Origin of the sequence: Nocardia sp. CDC159 (assembly GCF_023740735.1) — a bacterium.
GTDB lineage: Bacteria > Actinomycetota > Actinomycetes > Mycobacteriales > Mycobacteriaceae > Nocardia > Nocardia pulmonis.
This window is the reverse complement of record NZ_JAMRXH010000001.1, coordinates 470,503-487,793: the sequence shown is the minus strand read 5'-3', so window position 1 is coordinate 487,793 and position 17,291 is coordinate 470,503. Positions and strand designations below refer to the sequence as shown.

The window sequence follows — 17,291 nt, the reverse complement described above, 5'->3', positions numbered from 1 at the left end:
TCAGCCCCGGTCGCGGGCGGCCTTCAGAAGTTCGCCGACCGCGTCGTGCACCTCGTCGGCCATCGCCGACAGATCGGGCACCAGCTCCCGGCAGGCGATGAAGCCGAAGTCCAGGCTGCCTCCCACCGACAGCACGGTGACATTGAGCCCGGCCCCGTGGAATACCGGCCCGAACGGATACATCGCATCGATGCGGTAGCCGAGGAAATACAGCGGCGCCTGCGGCCCGGGAACATTCGAGATCACCAGGTTGTGCACCACCGGATGCCGCTCGGCCAGTTTGAACGAGGAATACACCCGCGCCGCCAACTGAAAGGTATTGGGCGGGGCGTACTTCGCCCAGTCCTGCAGGAAGTCCGCGCCGATCAGATCGTGCTCCTGTTTGGCCCCGAGATTGGCCTCGGCGATCAGCCGCAGGCGCTCGACCGGATCGGCGACGTCGGTGTAGAGGCGGCAGAACAGCGTCGAGACCTTGTTGATGCCCCGATCGTGGCGGGAGGTGGCGTGCGTGGACACCGGTACCGACGCGAACAGTGAGCTGTCGGGCAGTTCGCCGTGCTCCTCGAGATAGCCGCGCAGCGCCCCGGCGACCACCGCCAGCACCACATCGTTCACCTTCACCCCGAACGCCGCCTTGATCTCCTTGATGTCGCCGAGGCCGGTCGTGGTGAACGCGACCGAACGATGCGGGCTGATGGTGGCGTTGAACGGCGTGCGCGGCGCGGTGAACGGAATCGCCATGCCCTTCTCGGCATTCGCCCGCCGCCGCACGAACCCGCCGACCATCCCGAGGGTTTTGGGCAGCATGCCGAACGCGCCGAGCTTACCCGGCAACCGCAGCAGCCCCTCGGCCGCGAGCAGCAGGTCGTTGGGGTCGGATTCGGTGATGCGGTCGCCCGGTTCGGGTTCGGGATAACGCACGTTCGGCTCGAGATCGCACAGCGCCATCATCATCTGCGTGCCGGTGATGCCGTCGACCGCCGCGTGGTGATACTTCGAGATCACCGCGACCCTGCCCCCTTCCAGCCCCTCGACCACCCACATCTGCCACAGCGGTCTGCTGCGATCCAGGGCGCGCCCGGCGATGTCGGCCACCAGCTCCGCCAACTCGCGCCGCCCGCCCGGTGCGGGAATTCCGATGCGCCGCACGTGATAATCCAGGTCGAAATGGGCGTCCTCGACCCAGCGCGGATGATCGAGATCGAAGGGCACCCGATGGATGTGCCTGCGCATCGACGGCACCAGATGCAGGCGGCGGCCGAGTTCGGCCTTCAACGCGGCGAATTCGTAGTGCGCGCCGTCGGCGACGGGATCCAGGACGATCAGCGCGCAGACGTGCAGCAGCTGGGTGTCGGTCTCCAAATACAGAAAGCTGGCGTCGAGCCCGGTCATGCGTTCCATGTCCCCAGCCTATGAGAACCTGTTCTAGTATCGTGTCGGAAAGCGCGGGAGATCCATCACAAACCGCGGGGTTTCCCTATTCGAAATCGCTGGTGGACCGTTACTTTCATCCGGATACGGTTGCGCGGCGATTGGGTATCTCTCCAGCGGACCTCGTTGCTGTCACCTTGATTCCCCCTTACCTTGGGCCACATCAGGCCGAGACAATAGTCTTTGACAACAGTCACATCCCGGGCCTGCTCACAACGGCGTGAGAAGGTGAGAACGATGGGCGACCGGAAGGTCCTCTCGCCGCGAAGTCGGCGCATCCCTTGGGTATTCGCTGCCGCACTGATCCTGGTCGGCATGCTGTATCCGACCCCACCGGCGCGGGCGCAGTGGTGTGCGGCCGTGGATGTGGTGGTGGCCAGGGGAACCGGGGAACCCGGTCATCTTGGCAGTGAGGTGGGCGATCCGTTCTACGCGGTGCTGCGCGACCGGCTGCCCATGAGCACCAGCGCCTATCGGGTGAACTATCCGGCCGATCTGACCGACTCGTTGTCCATCGGCCGCGGCAGCGCCGATCTCGTCGCGCATCTGGCCCACCAGGCGGCGGTGTGCCCGGGCCAGCGGTTCGTGCTGGTCGGCTACTCGCAGGGGGCGGCGGTCGTGCACACCGCCCTGGGCACCGGGGTCACCCTCGACGTTCCGGGCGCGGTCCGGGCCGGCGGGGAGCTGGGCGGCCGGATCGCGGCGGTGCTGCTGTTCGGCGATCCGCTGCGGCTGATCGGCTGGCACCTGCCCGACGCCTATCTGTGGCGCAGCGGAAACTATTGCACCCCGGGCGATCCGGTGTGCGCGGGCGGGATGAACCCCGCCGCGCACGTCGCGTACGGCGGCGATTTCGTCGCGGCCGCCACTCTCGCGGCCGATCAGCTGTGACTAGCGCCGCTCGATCCGGCTCGGCGGGGCATCGACCGCGCCCCTGGTGCGCAGATACGACTCGAGGGCGTCGAGATCGGCCGGTCCGACCGGTCCCGGGGTGCCCTGGGTGAACACGGTGAAGCCGTCGCCGCCCGCGGCCAGGAAGTTGTTGGTCGAGACCGTGTACACCGCAACGGGATTGAGCGGCTGCCCGCCGATGGTGACGGTATCGGAGAGCACCCTGTGCCCCGTGGCCGCCTTGTCGTCGTAGGCGTAGCTCAGCCCCGCCACCGACAGCACGGCGGGCTTGCTCGGGTTGTCCCACTGCTGTTCCAGCAGGCTCAGGATCTGCTGCCCGGTCAGCCGCACCCCGACCACCTGATTGCCGAACGGCTGGACCGTATAGGCCTGTTCGTAGGTGATCGGGCCGGCGCTCAGATCCCCGCGCACGCCACCGGGATTCATGAAGGCGGCGACCGCGCCCTGCGGGGCGAGCGCGGCCAGCATCGCGTCGGCGATCACGTCACCGAGCGGCGAATCACCGCCGGGGGAGGCCTGTTTGGGCAGCGGCGCGGTGGCGGTGCCGATGACCCGCTTGCCGCGCGGCTCGGCCTGGGCGGCGAAGAAGTCGACCAGCTTGGAGGCGTTCGGATCCGGTGCGATATCGCGGGTCACCACGCGGTTGATCGCGCTCGCGTCGACCGTGCCGTCGTGGAAGCGCAGGGTGATATCGCTGATCAGACGGCCGTAGGAGGCGGCCTGGGTGACCACCTTGCCGCCGATGGTGCAGTTGTAGGCCTGATGGGTGTGCCCAGTGACCAGCACGCGCACGAACGGATCGGTGCGCTCGGCCAGGTCGGTGGCGGACCGGGAAATATCCGCGCAGCCGTTGTAATCGATCGGCCCGCCCTTGGCCTGCTGTGCGCCGCCGTCGTGCAGCAGCGCGACCACGGTCTCCGCACCCGCCGCCCGCAGCTGCGGCACGGCCTTGTTGATCGCGTCGGTCTCGTCGCCGAAGGTGTAACCCCGAATGCCCTCGGGCATGACGATATTCGCGGTCGTGGGCGTGACGACCCCGACCACGCCGATCTTGTGACCGCCCAGCTCGAGCATGGTCCAGGGCTTCAGGCCGGGCGGCAGCTGACCATTGCCGTCGGTGACGTTGGCCGCGAGATAGGGGAAGGTCGCGCCGGTGAACGGCTCGCCGGGCGAACAGCCGTCCGGTGCGCAACCGCCGCGCTGCAGCCGGGCCAACTCCTGCACGCCGTGATCGAATTCGTGATTGCCGACCGCCGAGGCGGCCAGGCCGATGGAGTCGAGGTATTCGATGGTGGGCTCGTCGTGGAACAGGGACGAGATCAGCGGGCTCGCGCTGACATTGTCACCGGCCGAGACGACCGCGCTGTCGGGATAGCGGGCCTTCAGCCGGGCCAGATGGGCGGCCAGGTAGGCCGCCCCACCCGCGGCGTGCGTTCCGATCTGTCCGTTGCTTCCGGACGGGGGCTGCAGATTGCCGTGCAGATCGTTGATCCCGAACAGGTGCACCTCACCCGGCCGCGGGGCGGGCAAATTGTCGGTGCCCACCGAGGAGGCCGGGCTCGGCGCGGGGGCGGCGGGTTGATCGTCCGAACCGCAGGCGGGGATCGGCGCCAGGCACAGCAGCGCCGCGCCGAGGCCGAGGACACGATGTCGAGCGCGCATGGGCTCGACTCTGGCAGATCGGGCTTGCTCGCGCACGGCGCGCCGGTGAATTCCGGGTCAGTGTTGCATCAGGTGCGACACCGTCACGAACTGATAGCCGCGCCCGCGCAGCTCGGAGACGATGCGCGGGATGGCGGCCAGCGATTCGGACTGGTACATGGCGTGCAGCAGGATGATCGAACCCGGCCGCACGTCCGCGAGGGTGTCGGCGACGATACGGTCGGCGCTCGCGCCGCCCCGGGCGTCCGGTTCGACGTCCCACATGACGGTGATCCGCCCGTGCTCGGACAGATACGACGGCAGAGCGTAGAGCTTCTTGCCGTACGGCGGGCGGAAGGTGACCGGACCGGTGTAGCCGGTGCGGGCGATGGCGGCATCGGTCCGCTCGACCTCCTCGCGCACCGTCGCGGTGGAGACGAGGACCATGCGCCGGTGGGTGTAGCCGTGGTTGCCCAATTCGTGCCCGGCGCCGGCGATCGCGGCGCCGTACTGCGGCTGCGTGTCCAGTTCCCGGCCGACCAGATAGAAGGTGGCCGGAACCTGTTGCGCCGCAAGGGCCGCCAGAATCTGCGGGGTGCGCTCGGTGGGTCCGTCGTCGATGGTGAGCGCCACCAGCTTCTCGTCCATGTCGACGCGCGATACCAGCCGTCCGGCCAGCTGGAAGCCGCGCGAATTCACCAGCATGTACAGCCCGGCGCAGACGATCATCAGCACAACCAGCGTGCCCGCGCCCGCGAGCGCCACCCTGCGTTTCATCCGCCGCAACCTAGCAGTGTGTGCGGGTTTGCGGAAGGTGTCCGGCCGCCGCGCATTTTCACGCCGCGCCGGCGCGACCTGGCCGATCCGGATGTCCGGACCGCGGTGCGGTCCGGACATACCATCCGGTCGGCGACTACCAGTGCAGGCCGGGAATCCGGTTGGCGATCCGGGCGACCGGCGTGGGCAGACCCATCATCGGCTGCACGATGGGGGCGAGGGCCAGCAGCGGGCTGCGAGCCGATGGTGTCTCGACGCGTGCGTCGGCGGGTGCCTCGGCGGTCGGATCGCCCTGGGCCGCCTTGGATTCGCCGAACATCCGATAGCCCTGATGCAGGATCGCCTTCTTCACCGACGGCATGACCGTGTCGACCAGCTGGGCGAAGGTGCCGATGGGCGTATCGATGCGGGCGGGCCGCTCCTCGAGCGCGCGCACCACGATCTCGGCCGCCTGCTGCGGGGTGTGCACCGGCAGCGAGCGGTACAGGTCGGTGGGCGCGATCATCGGCGTGCGCACCAGCGGCATGCGCACCGAGGTGAAGGTGATTCCGGCGTCGGCGTTCTCGACCGCGGCGATCTCGCTGAAGTGATCCAGCGCCGACTTGCTCGCCACATAGGCGGCGAACCGCGGCACCTTCGTCTGCACCGCGATCGAGGAGATGTTGACGAAATGACCGAAGCGGCGCTCGCGCATCGACGGCAGCAGGGCCAGGATCAGCCGCACCGCGCCGAAATAGTTGACCGCCATGGTCCGCTCGAAATCGTGCATCCGGTCGGTGGAGTTGAGCACCGAGCGGCGGATCGAGCGGCCCGCGTTGTTGACCACGTAGTCGACATGGCCGTGGTCGGCGAGCACCTGCTTGACCAGCAGCTCTACGGCCTTTTCGTCGGTGATGTCGCACTGGTACGCCTGGGCCGCACCGCTTTCGGCGCGCACCGCGGCCGCGGCGGCCTCGAGCTCGTCGAGCCCGCGGGCCACCATCAGCACGGTCGCCCCGCGCCGGGCGACCGCGTGCGCGGTGGCCAGGCCGATGCCCGAGGACGCGCCGGTGATGAGCACGATCCGGCCGCGCAGCGGATCCTTACCGGTGCCGCGGCGTGCCCGGTCCGGGTCCAGATGCGCGCTCCAGTACTGCCACAGCTTGTCGGCATAGCTGTCGAACGGCGGCACGCTCAGACCGCTGCCGCGCAGCTGCGCGCGGGTGGAGTCGGAGACGAACTCCGATTCGAACGAGGTGTGCGGGGCGACCTCGGCGGGAATTCCCAGCTGCTGCAACAGGAAATCGCGCACCCGCGGCACGCCGGGCAGGTGGCCGAGCGCGGCCAGCGCGGCATGACTGCCGGGCACGGTGCCGACACCGGTGGGCGCCCCGGCCGCCCGCGCGATCGCGGCATAGATGTCGGCGAACGGTTGCGGTTCGGGATTGACCAGGTGGAAGGTGCGCCGGTGCAGGCCCGGCCGCAGCACCAGCTCCACCATGGCCGCCGCGACGTAGTCGACCGGAACGATATTGGTCGCGCCCAGATCCGGCAGCGGCATCGGTAGCTTCGGCGGCAGCGCCGCCAGCCGCGCGATCGCGCCGAAGAAGTAGTAGGGACCGTCGATCTTGTCCATCTCGCCGGTGCGCGAATCGCCGACGATGATCGCCGGGCGATATACCCGCCACCGCAGGCCCTCGGTCTCGCGCACCAGCTTCTCGGCCGCGAACTTCGTGCGGTGATACGGCGAGGTGAGGTTCTGGCCGAGATCGAAGTCGTCCTCGAAGAACTTGCCCCGGTGGTCACCGGCCACCGCCACCGACGACACGTGGTGCAGCGTGGCCCCGAGCCCGGTGGCCAGCGCGATGACCGCGCGGGTGCCGTTGACGTTGGCGGCGTAGGAGGTCTGCTCGTCCGCGGTCATATCGTAGACCGCGCCCAGGTGCAAAACATGCTCGGCCTGCGGCGGATCGTCCTGCAGCCCAAGGTTTTCCGCGGTCAGATCGCCGATCAGCGGGAAGACCCGATCGGCGGCGCCCCAGCTCGCGGCGAGTTCGGCCAGCTTGGCCGCGGATGCCTCGCGCACCAGCACGTGCACCACCGCGTCGCGGTCGCGGTCCAGCAGGCGCTGCACCACCCGCCGCCCGAGAAAGCCGGTACCACCCGTCACGATGTAGGAAACCATCGCCCCTCCTGCATTCGAACCCTGTTGGCGTGCAACGCATTCGCGCTGCGGCAACGCTTGTTCGTCCGACATGCGTCGGTGGATGCGGACGTGGATGAATCGGCCCCCTAACAGAAGTCGGGCCGAGGTAGGAACACCTTCGTGCCTAACTGGTGAGTAACTTTAGCGGCGGTCGAGTAGTGCGCGCAACAAGACGGCGCCCCCCCGCGGTGTGGGACGTGTCACCACGTGGGAGCGCCGAATTTTCTGTGTGACAACGGTTTTGATGTAACCGTCGGATGCATTTGGTAATCATCCGGCAACCATCTGGACGGCCGACCAGTTGATCTCGTGGATGCTCAGCCCTGTCGACGGACCGGGAACTCCGCGCCGAGTTCGCGGAACAGGGCGGTGTTCAGATCGAAGGCGCGACGGCATTCGCCGAGCACGCGCTGCTTCTCGAGATCGTCGACGGCCAGGCGGTCGAGCAGCGTCCGGTATTCGCGTTTGAAGGCGGCCGGGTTCGGGATCTGATCGAAGACGTAGAAGCGCACTCCGTCGCCGCGCTTGGGTAACTGCCACAGCTTCTCAGCGGTGCCCCGAATGACCTGTCCGCCGGACAGATCGCCGAGGTAGCGGGTGTAGTGGTGGGCCACGTAGCCCGCGGGCCAGGTCCGCGCGCACTCCTCGACGCGGGCGGCGTAGGCGGAAGTGGCGGGCAGCGGATCGGTGTCCGCGCGCCAGTTCGCGCCGCCCAGATGGGCCAGATCGTCCTCGAGGTGGGCGAGCCGGGCCAGTTCGGGCCGCACGAACGGACCCGCGACCGGATCGTCGGCCAGCGCATCCCAATGCGCCTCGAGCGCGCGGTAGACATGCCACAGCTGACCGGTGTAGCGGTAGAACGCCTCGACGCCCAGCGCGCCGCCCAGCATGTCGCTCATGAACGTGGAATTCTCCGCCTCCGCATGTTGCCGCTCGGTTGCGGTGCGGATCTGCGCGGAGAACGGCACGATCTCCGACGGGCTGGTGGTCTCCGGCATCTCTACTTCCTCGTCGCGGTCCGCGGGCATCGGTATGGGTACCCTAACTACAGTGTCGACGATACCGGTCGCCCCGCACGCCGGAATCAAACTTTCGGACAGTCCCGCATCCATCCCGCGGTAGCTGCGCACCCCGGGTGAGCAGCGCGGGTGATCGCGGTCACGGGTCCCGGGAGATGGCCGCGGAGTCGGGGCGCGCCGCCCGGGGGTGAATCGCTCGCCGGTGTGCGCCCGGCCGGAATTCGGCACTCGGCACGCCGGGCGCGGGGTCCGGCGGCCGGCGTCGGCGGCGGGGGCGCGGCGGTGCGCAATGGGGCTTGCCAGAATATCGCCAGCGACGATCGGGACACCGCGCTCGCAGGTCCCGAGATCCCTGCGCCGCCTGGGATTCCGCGTCGGCATCCGTCCGCGGTCTGGGCGGCTCGACGGGGAATGCCATGTTTGGGCGGGGATGGCGTTACGATTGGGCAATGCGGTGTGGGTCGCGGCGGGTTTCGGCGTGGCCCGGTCGATGATCCATCGAATGTCGGAGTAGGTCCCATGGTCGCAGAACGGATCCGGATCGACATAGTCGATTCCCATGTCGCGGAGCGTGGTCCGACGGCGTTGCGCATCGCGCTCGGTGGTCAGCTGCGCAAACTGCGTGAGGAATGCGGAATCACCCGTGAGGCCGCGGGCGATCACATCCGGGGCTCGCACGCCAAGATCAGCCGACTCGAGCTCGGGCGCACCGGATTCAAGGAACGCGACGTCCGCGACCTGCTGACGCTGTACGGGGTCACCGACGAGGAGCAGCGCGAGCAGTTCCTGGACCTCGTGCGCAAGGCGAACCAACCCGGCTGGTGGCAGTCCTACAGCGATCTGCTGCCGTCCTGGTTCGAGACGTATCTCGGCCTCGAGGGCGCGGCGATGTCGATTCGTACCTTCGAGGGTCAGCTGATTCCGGGACTGCTGCAGACCGAGGACTATGCCCGCGCGGTGGTGGCGCTCGGCCACGAGAACACCGAGGCGACGCGGCGAGTCGAACTGCGCCGCAAGCGTCAGGAGATTCTCGACGTGCCCCGCGGTCCGACGCTGTGGGCCGTGGTCGACGAGGCCGTACTGCACCGCCCGATCGGCGGCACCCGGGTGCTGCGCGAGCAGATCGACCACCTGGTGGAGATGTCGCACCGGCGCAATGTGACCATCCAGGTCCTGCCGTATGCCGCGGGTGGCCATGCCGCCGCGGGCAGTTCGTTCACGATGCTGCGCTTCGCCGAGCGCGAGCTACCCGACGTGGTCTATCTGGAACAGCTGACCAGCGCGCTGTACCTGGACCGCCGCGACGACATCGAGCTCTACCGCGAGGTGATGGACCGCCTCGCCGTACAGGCCGAACGCCCGGAGCGCTCGCGCGAGATCATGATCGCCGCCGCCGAGGAGCTGTAGCGCGCCCGGCGCAGATGCCTGTGGCGTATGCCGCCCTGCGGGCCCTTCGATGGTCGTACGACCGTTCGGCACACGGCATTCGGGTGCGCGGCCATGCCGCTTTCCAGGTGCGGGCTGAGGTGCTCGCCATGAGTGCTTCGGGCCGGGCGCTGAGGAAGCGAGCACGCGAGCCGCTCAGCCCAGCGCGTCGGTGACCACCGCCGCCATCCGGGTGCGGAAGGTGGCGGGGGAGAAGGATTCGGCGTGGGTGCGGATCGCGGCCGGATCGTAGGCGGCCGGATCGAATTCGCGCATGGCGCGGGCGAATTCGGTGGTGACTGTGGTGTCGTCGCCGGATGCGAGCAGCTCGCCGGTGACGCCCGGTCGCACGGTGTCCAGCGCCCCGCCGGCGCCGACCGCGAGCACCGGTGTCCCGCAGGCCATCGCCTCGACCGGCACGATCCCGAAATCCTCCACGCCCGGCATGAGCAGCGCGCGGCAGCGGCGATAGGCGTCGAGCAGGACGCCGTCGGGCGCCGCGCCGAGAAAGGTGGTCTCCGGGCCCGCCAGGGCTTCCAGCTGGGCGCGAAATCGGCCGTCGCCCACCACGACCAACCGGCAACCCGCCCGCCGGGCGGCGCGAATCGCCAGATCCGGCCGCTTGTAGGGCACCAGCCGCCCCGCGAACAGGAAGAAGTCCTCCCGCTCGACCGCGGCGTCCGGGGCGAAGCGATCGATGCGCACCGGCGGATTCACCACCGCCGCCCGCAACCCCCACCACTGCGCGACCCGATCCGCGACCGCTTGCGAATTGGCCACCACCCGCGTCAATCGCGGTGCGGCCCGCAGCTCGCAGCCGCGCGCCAGCCGTCCGAGCGCCGCCAGCGCCAATTGCCCTGCCCGACCGCCCGCCTCGCGCGCCCGGAACGCGGCGTCCCACGCCCAGCGCGCCGGACTGTGCACGTAGGCGATGACGGGCGCCGCGGTCGCCAGCGCGGCCTGGGTGGCGAAGGCGTGATGGCTGACGACCACCGCGTCCATCTCGTCGAGCGGCAGTCGGCGCAGCGCACGGGGGACGAACGGCAGCAGCGGCGCATGCGAGCGCTGGCCCCCGACCGCGTGCGCCCGGCTCAGCCACGTGGTGTGAAAGGTGGCCCCCGACATCGGATTCCGGCCGTCGGTCGCGGCCGCGGCGCGCACCGCGTCGATGCCCGCGCGCGTGGCGATCGGCGCGTAGACATCGGCCCCAGGCCAGATCTTCAGGAATTCGGCGACCACGGCCTCCGAACCGCCGTATTCGGTGAGGCGCTCGTGGACCAGGGCGATGCGGGGTGGCATGATCAGGCTTCCGGTTCGATCTGGCGCGGGGACGCGCGGCGGCGCAGGGCGGGGGCGACCGGACGTCCGCGCAGCAGCCCGGCGACGGTGCCGGATTCCAAGGCGCGCCGGTAGATACGGGCGGCGGGCAGGCAGGCGGCGATGGTGTGGTCGATATCGGCGTCGGTGTGCGCGGCGGAGGTGACGAAGGATTGGCCGAGGACGCCGCGGTCGAGCAGTTCCTGCAGGAACAGGGTGCGGTAGGGCTGCGACGGGTGGCCGTCGGGATCGCGGGTGACGAAGATCAGGCAGGAGGGACGGCCGAGGACCTGTAGATATTCGGCGATGCCGAGTTCGGCAGCGATCTTGTTGACGCCGTCGGCCAGTCGCCGCCCGGCCCGTTCCATGCGCCCGATCGGATCGGTGTCGGCATAGGCGCGCACCACCGCGCGGAACGCGGCCAGCGAGCCGGTCTCCGGGCCGTGCGTCGTCGACAGCAGAAAAACCCGATCCCGGTCGGTGCGCAGGCCGCCCAGCTCCATGAACTCCCGCCGCCCCGCCAGCGCGGAGATCGGGAAGCCGTTGCCCATGGCCTTACCCCAGCACGACAGGTCCGGCGTCACTCCGTACACCGCCTGCGCCCCACCGGCCGACCATCGGAATCCGGTGATCATCTCGTCGAATATCAGCACGGTGCCGAACCGATCGCACAGCGCGCGCACCTCGGCCAGATATCCGGGGGCGGGTTCGGCCAGCGCCGTGGCGGCCTCCATCACGACGCACGCCACATCCCTCGCCGCCAGCACGGCCGCCAGCGCGTCGGGGTCGTTGTAGGGAAACGTCACTGTCGAAATCGATTCCGGCACACCGGCATTCATCTCGGTGGTGCCGATGAACCAGTCGTCCACCGAGAAGAACGGCTGTGCGCAGACGGCGACCGTCGCCCGTCCGGTTGCCGCGCGGGCCAGCCGCACCGCCGCGGTGGTGGCATCGGAGCCGTTCTTGGCGAATTTGACCATGTCCGCGCCCGGCACCAGCGCCAGGAAGTCCTCGGCGGCAGCCAGTTCCAGTTCGGTCGGGCGAGAGAAGTTCACCCCGCGGGCGATCGCCTGGGTGACCGCCACCACCACCGGGCGATAGCCGTGGCCGAGCGTCACCGAGCGCAGACCCATGCCGTACTCGATGTAGGCGTTGCCGTCGCAGTCCCAGACGTGTGCGCCGCTGCCGCGCACCAGGATCGGCGTCATGAACTCCGGATACTGATCCGAGCCGCGGGCGTAGGTGTGCGCGCCGCCGGGGATCAGTTCGTGCAGGCGGGCCTGGATCGCATTGCTGCGCCGGAACTCCCGCATCAGCGCGCCCCGGGCCGGGTGGCGATGGTCGAGGCCCACAGCGCGTGATCGCCGCGTCGGCCGGTGGGCCCGGCGTGATTGCGCATGATTCCCTCCTCGAGCAGTCCCGCGCAGGCGGCGACCTCGGCGGATTCGGCGTCGGTGGCGTCGATCTCGGCGGCCACCCGGTAGAGGCCGAGGGTGTGGAAGGCATAGTCCAGCACCGCCCGGGTCGCCGCCGTGCGGACGCCGATATCGGCGCGGGCGGGATCGGCCCAGGCGTGCAGCCGGGCATTGCGGTCGAACATGTCCAGGTCGAACAGCCGGAACTCCCCGGCGTAGCGGCCGTCGACCTCGAGGACGAGCACCAGGCCGCCCGTCGAGCGCAAACCCCCGCGGCTGCGCAGGAATTCGCGCCACCACGCGGTGCGGCCGAGGGCGGGATGCGCCGTGCGCCAGCCGGCCCCGTCGGTGATCCGGCGCGTGCGCACCACCGCGCCCGGATGGTCGGCCAGCGTCAGCCGCACTGGGCGTGCCCCCTCGAGAACCAGCAGCCGCCGCCGGAACCGTCCGGCGACGAGGCGGACCAGGACGGGCGCCATCATTCCCGCGGCGTGCCAGCGTCGGTGGGCGACCGGCGTGTCCTCGGTCTGCTCGACGGCCGAGAGCCGGGCGGGCCGCCCCGCGAAGCGTCCGATCCAGCGGTCCGCGAAGCCGTTCGGCGGCACATCGGCCCGCGTCAGCGCCCATAGGTCGTGGTCGCGGCGCGCGCCGCCGACATCGAAGTAGCGCGCCATCGTCGCCTCCCGCACGAAACCCAGCTCCGCGGCCGCGTGGGCGGCACCGGCATTGGCGGGGGAGATCGGCGCGACGATCCGTTCCAGCCCCAACGCGCCGAACCCGTGATCGAGCACCAGCGCGGCCGCGAGCCCGCCGTAGCCGTGGCGGGCCAGGCGAGAGTCGATCCAGATGCTCAGTTCCCCGGTGCGGCCACGCCTGTCGATGGCGACCAGCTCACACTGCCCGGCGAAGCGTCCAGCTATCTCGATCACACCCGACACGCGACGTCCCCGGCGAGTCTCGATGGCTGCCACGAGATATTCGCGTACCCACTGCTTTTCGGTGTGCCGGTCGGCCCAGTCGCACGGCGAGCTGTACCAGAACGGCTCGATGAACGCCTGATCACGTAGCCGGATCCGCCGCCACGCGGCGTAATCGGACAGCCGCGGCGGCCGGATCATCACCCGGGCCCCGTGCAGGTGCGCGGGACCGAGTCGCACCCGGTTCATATGCGCGGCCGCTGTTTCCCCAGCGGCGCGGTCCGCACGACACCGTCGGTGTCCACCGACAGCCGCCAGTAGTTCCCACCGGAATCCTTGAGCACGATTCCCCCCTCGGGTCGATCGGAAAGCCAGGTGCCATTGGGCAGGACGGCCGACAGCACCGCACCGCTGCCGTCCTGAACCTGCATGATGTCGGTGTCGGGCGCACCGGTGCGCACCACCATCGTCCCGGTGAACCGGGCGCCGTGGATCCGCCCGCGCCCGATCACGTGCCAGCCCTCCGGGAAGGCGCGCGCGTCGACGTCGTCGTAGGAGCCGGAGATCAGATTGATCGCCGTACCCTCCGGACAGCCCTTGGGGTCGATCTGGACTTCGATCGGCGGATTGTCCAGATCGGGATCGAACTGCACATTCGCCAGATACGGCTGGCGGCAGCGGTTGAGCTGCAGACAGGTGTGCCGCGCGGCCACCTTGCAGTTGACCATACCGAACTGCGCGGGCCCGCCCGCCGCGGTGCCGATCGACAGTGCGGTGTCGGCGCCCTCGAACCACACATTGGTGAACCACCAGTCGTTGGCCGCCCCGTCGACCACGACGTGCCGATCGGTGGTGGGCGCCTGATCGTCGGAGACGAATTCGACGTTGGACAGGGCCAGTCCGGCATTGTGGTCGTTGCCGGTGCCGCGCACGCCGATGCGGTTGTTGGTGAATTTGCTCGCGGTGACGTAGTTCTGGATGCAGGAGGTGACCAGGCCGTAGCCGAAGTTGTTGATATCGCAGTTGATGAACGCCGTGCCGCCGGTGTTGTGCTCGAGCACCACGCCGTGCTGGTCCACATAGCGGGGGAAGTTCGAGGCCAGGTGGTTGCCGCGCAGGACCACCGAGTCGAACGAACAGCGGAAGCATTCGCTCAGCCGCACCGCGGTGGCCTTCTCACCGGTCAGATAGAAGCCGAGTCGGGCGAATCGCACTCGCTGCCGCTTGCGCAGCGAGATCAGGGTGCCGTCGCCGTCGTAGTACACGGTCGTCACATCGGCGCCGTCGCCGAGAATCGTCGCGTAGTCCGGCAATTCGGGCCAGCTGGTCACCCGGTACTGGCCCGAGGGCAGATACAGCACCAGCGGGCGATCGCCGACCGCCACGGCCGCGGCCAGGGCGGCGGTGTCGTCGGCCTGGCCGTCGCCGACCGCCCCGAAGTCGCGCAGATTGCGTGCGGAGGGGGCATCGCTCACGTTCGGGGATCGGAATTCGACGCGCGGCGCGGTCTCCGACGCACAGGCGGCCAGCGATCCGGCGGCGGCCGCGCCCAGGGTGACCGCGAGCATCCGGCGCCGCCCGACAGGGCCTGTGGGCTCGCTCATTGTCGTCTCCCCACATGTGCCAGCGGGTTTCGCGTCCGGCCGGGCCGGGAGTAGACCACCACGCCGGACAGCCGATCGGCTCCGAAGGTGGCCAGCGCCCCGCGCACCTGCGGCGCGGTGGCGCCCAGTTCGACCACCCCGATCGCGCTGTCGCAGTGCCGGGCCAGGGCGATGGCATCGGCGGCCGCGGTGACCGGGGCGGCCTCCACCAGGACGTGGTCGTATTCGCTGCGCAGTTTGGACATGATCTCGGCGAATCGGCCCGACGCCAGCAGATCCGGGGTGCGCAGATCCGGGGTGCCCAGCGGTAGCACGCTGATGCCGACCTCGGGCCAGGCGGTGATCGCGTCGTCGAGCGGGGTGGATCGGCGCAGCAGTTCGGCCAGTCCGGACCCCACCGGACCGGGCAGGCGCTGGGAGCTGCCGTTGCCGGTGGTGTCGGCGTCGACGAGGGCGACCCGGCGGTCGGTATCGGCCAGCGCCCGGGCCAGCCCGACGGCCACATCCGGCTGCGAGCGGGGGGTCAGCGAGGTGAACAGGACGGTGGTATCGGGCTCGTCGGCCAGGCGGGTGCGTAATCGGCGCAGTTCCCCGGCCGCGCCGGGGCGCCCGTCGTCGACGATGGCCAGGATCGGTGCGGGCACGATCTGTTCGACCGCGTTCGAGGTGCGTAGCCGCCGGTCGAGACGGTCGCGGGCCAGCGCCGCGAGTCCGCCCAGCGCCAGACCGGCCAGCAGGCCCAGGATGAGAATGCGCGTGGACTGCGGGCCGCTCGGCGCCATCGGCATCTGTGCCTTGTCGACGACGGCGACCCGCGCGGCGGGGGCCGCGTCGACCTGAATGGTCTCGAGCTGGTCGATCAGATGGCGGAACTGCGAGACCACCTCGTCGGTCAACCGGCGCGCGCCGTCGGCCGTGCCGTCGCGCACCGAGATCACGATGATGGTGGTGGCGGGCGGCGCGGCCGCGGTGATCCGGCCGCGCAGTTCGTCGGCCGAAACCGGCAACCCCAGTTGATCTTTGACCCGCTGCGCCACCGTTCGGCTGGTGGCCAGGTCCAGATAGGAGCGCACCCGCTGCTGGGCGGCGAGCCCGCCCTGATACGAATCGTTGACCGAGGTGCCGGTGGCCATGGATACGTAGCAGGTACTCGAGGCGGTGTAGGTGACCGGGCGCGTCTTCGCATAGGCGAAGGCGGCGACCAGGCACAGCGCCGCGGTCACCACGATGATCGGCCACTGCCGCCGCGCCAGCCGCCACAGCTCGCTCATACCCATTGCGCCGTCCTCGTTTCCCCGGCCCGCTGGCGCCGGAACTCGGCCATCGTCAGATATATGATCCAGACCAGCACCATGGCCTGCAGATATTTCCCGAGTGTCTCGATGGTGCCGAGCATGCCGCGCTCGAACAGCACCGGCACCTCGATCATCGCCAGCGCGAACACCGACAGCGGCACCAGCCGACTGTAGAGTGCGCGCGTCCAGGCCAGCAACAGCCCGAAGGTGATCGAAACACCAAGGGCCACACCGAAATAGCCGCCCAGCACATAGCCCTCGTTGATATTGCCCTCGGCCAGCGACACCGACACCTGGCTCATGTCCACCGACTGTCCGCGCACCCACATCGCCCACTCCGCGCCGGAGCGGAACTTCTCCGCGCCCAGCAGCTGACTCGGGATCAGGCTCTGCAGCGCGTGCAACACCACCTCCCCCGGTGACAGCCACGAATGCGGTCCGGCGAAATAGGCGTCGGTGGCGGCCTCGAGCCCGTCGAAGCGGCGCAGCAGGCTCAGGTACGGACGTACGAGCGGCGGATAGCCGGAATCGGTCACGGCCGCATCGGCTTTGGCGGTCGCGGTGGACTTGAGCGACTGCAACCAGCCGAAGCCGCCGAGTGCGAGCGCGGTGATGCCCAGCACCGCGGCCACATTGGCACGCGTCCAGCCGACCATGGCGCAGCGCACCGCGATCGCCAGGGCCGCACCCATGATCGGTGTCTTGGACTGGACCGCGGCCGTCCACAGCAGCTCACCCGCGGTGAGGGCCCCGATGATCAGCAGGGTGTCGCGGGTGCGGGCGGTACGGACGTAGACGATCAGCCCGACCGCGCCGATGGTGGCGAGAATGGTGATCAGGTTGACGATCGGGCTCGGGCTCTCCAATTCCCCCGCGCGCCCGGTGGTTCCGGTCGCCACGGCGGTCAGCCGTCCCAGCGTGCCGAGCGTGTACACCGCGATCAGGGTGGGCAGGAACACCGGGTCGCGGGCGAGGGGGATCGACGTGCCCGGGCCGGGTTGCCGACCTTCGCGCGAGCGCGCCCAGATCGCATAGGCCACAACCAGTCCCGCGTAGATCCACAATCCGGCGATCACCGGCCGCAGCACGGTGGCGATGCCGATGTCGTAGCCGATCGAGGCGAGCCGGGGGTCGGGCAGATTGTCGCCGTAGCGCGGCTCGGGCCGCACCCACAGCAGCACCACCGGCCGCGCGACATACGACAGCGACCAGTGCGCGGCCTGCGCGATCAGGAAGACCCGGATCGGTCCGGACAGCCACATGGCGGCGAGCACGATACTCGCCAAAGCCCCTGCGACGAGGCCGACTTCGGGCAGCCAGACGCCCGTCACGGCATGTCCTTCATTACCCGTA

General features: G+C 69.6%; 13 protein-coding genes. 2 read left to right on the top strand and 11 right to left on the bottom strand.

Going from position 1 to position 17,291, the window contains the following annotated elements; genetic code table 11:
- Positions 1-1,401 (bottom strand): wax ester/triacylglycerol synthase family O-acyltransferase, encoded by a 1,401-nt coding sequence (locus tag NDR87_RS02290; RefSeq protein WP_251909029.1) that lies wholly within the window; start codon positions 1,399-1,401, stop codon positions 1-3.
- A 267-nt stretch (positions 1,402-1,668) separates the two neighbouring features.
- On the opposite strand from NDR87_RS02290, the gene NDR87_RS02285 reads away from it, so the two are divergent.
- Positions 1,669-2,322 carry a cutinase family protein gene (locus NDR87_RS02285; protein ID WP_251909030.1) on the top strand — a complete coding sequence of 218 codons (654 nt, stop codon included), beginning with the start codon at positions 1,669-1,671 and terminating at the stop codon, positions 2,320-2,322.
- Here the strand turns inward: NDR87_RS02285 and NDR87_RS02280 are convergent, their stop codons facing one another.
- The 4 genes from NDR87_RS02280 to NDR87_RS02265 all read right to left on the bottom strand — a co-directional run bounded on the left by NDR87_RS02280 (position 2,323) and on the right by NDR87_RS02265 (position 7,974).
- The gene (locus tag NDR87_RS02280) at positions 2,323-4,005 is read right to left on the bottom strand and encodes a bifunctional UDP-sugar hydrolase/5'-nucleotidase (protein WP_251909031.1); all 1,683 of its coding nucleotides are present in this window, start codon (positions 4,003-4,005) and stop codon (positions 2,323-2,325) included.
- 57 nt (positions 4,006-4,062) lie between these two features.
- A complete protein-coding gene (locus NDR87_RS02275; protein WP_251909032.1) occupies positions 4,063-4,761 on the bottom strand; it encodes a polysaccharide deacetylase family protein in 699 nt (232 codons plus the stop codon).
- Between the two features lie 136 nt (positions 4,762-4,897).
- Positions 4,898-6,925 carry an SDR family oxidoreductase gene (locus tag NDR87_RS02270; RefSeq protein WP_251909033.1) on the bottom strand — a complete coding sequence of 676 codons (2,028 nt, stop codon included), beginning with the start codon at positions 6,923-6,925 and terminating at the stop codon, positions 4,898-4,900.
- 338 nt (positions 6,926-7,263) lie between these two features.
- Positions 7,264-7,974, bottom strand: coding sequence for a heme oxygenase (biliverdin-producing) (locus tag NDR87_RS02265; protein WP_251909034.1), 711 nt, complete (start codon positions 7,972-7,974; stop codon positions 7,264-7,266).
- Positions 7,975-8,484: 510 nt separating this feature from the next.
- On the opposite strand from NDR87_RS02265, the gene NDR87_RS02260 reads away from it, so the two are divergent.
- Positions 8,485-9,372 (top strand): helix-turn-helix transcriptional regulator, encoded by an 888-nt coding sequence (locus NDR87_RS02260; RefSeq protein WP_251909035.1) that lies wholly within the window; start codon positions 8,485-8,487, stop codon positions 9,370-9,372.
- A gap of 174 nt (positions 9,373-9,546) precedes the next feature.
- Here the strand turns inward: NDR87_RS02260 and NDR87_RS02255 are convergent, their stop codons facing one another.
- Genes NDR87_RS02255 through NDR87_RS02230 form a run of 6 tightly spaced genes read right to left on the bottom strand, consistent with a single transcriptional unit; the run spans position 9,547 to position 17,269 of the window.
- Positions 9,547-10,692, bottom strand: a complete 1,146-nt coding sequence (locus NDR87_RS02255; protein ID WP_251909474.1) for a glycosyltransferase — start codon at positions 10,690-10,692, stop codon at positions 9,547-9,549.
- Positions 10,692-12,020, bottom strand: coding sequence for a glutamate-1-semialdehyde 2,1-aminomutase (locus NDR87_RS02250; protein ID WP_251909475.1), 1,329 nt, complete (start codon positions 12,018-12,020; stop codon positions 10,692-10,694). Before NDR87_RS02250 ends, NDR87_RS02255 begins: the two co-directional genes overlap by 1 nt.
- Positions 12,020-13,288 carry a GNAT family N-acetyltransferase gene (locus tag NDR87_RS02245; RefSeq protein WP_251909036.1) on the bottom strand — a complete coding sequence of 423 codons (1,269 nt, stop codon included), beginning with the start codon at positions 13,286-13,288 and terminating at the stop codon, positions 12,020-12,022. Before NDR87_RS02245 ends, NDR87_RS02250 begins: the two co-directional genes overlap by 1 nt.
- Positions 13,285-14,643, bottom strand: coding sequence for a glycoside hydrolase family 55 protein (locus tag NDR87_RS02240; protein WP_251909037.1), 1,359 nt, complete (start codon positions 14,641-14,643; stop codon positions 13,285-13,287). The genes NDR87_RS02245 and NDR87_RS02240 overlap by 4 nt, the downstream gene beginning before the upstream one ends.
- Positions 14,640-15,920, bottom strand: coding sequence for a GNVR domain-containing protein (locus NDR87_RS02235; protein ID WP_251909038.1), 1,281 nt, complete (start codon positions 15,918-15,920; stop codon positions 14,640-14,642). Before NDR87_RS02235 ends, NDR87_RS02240 begins: the two co-directional genes overlap by 4 nt.
- Complete coding sequence (locus tag NDR87_RS02230) at positions 15,911-17,269, bottom strand: hypothetical protein (RefSeq protein WP_251909039.1); 1,359 nt, start codon at positions 17,267-17,269, stop codon at positions 15,911-15,913. The genes NDR87_RS02235 and NDR87_RS02230 overlap by 10 nt, the downstream gene beginning before the upstream one ends.
- Between the last annotated feature and the right edge of the window lie 22 nt (positions 17,270-17,291).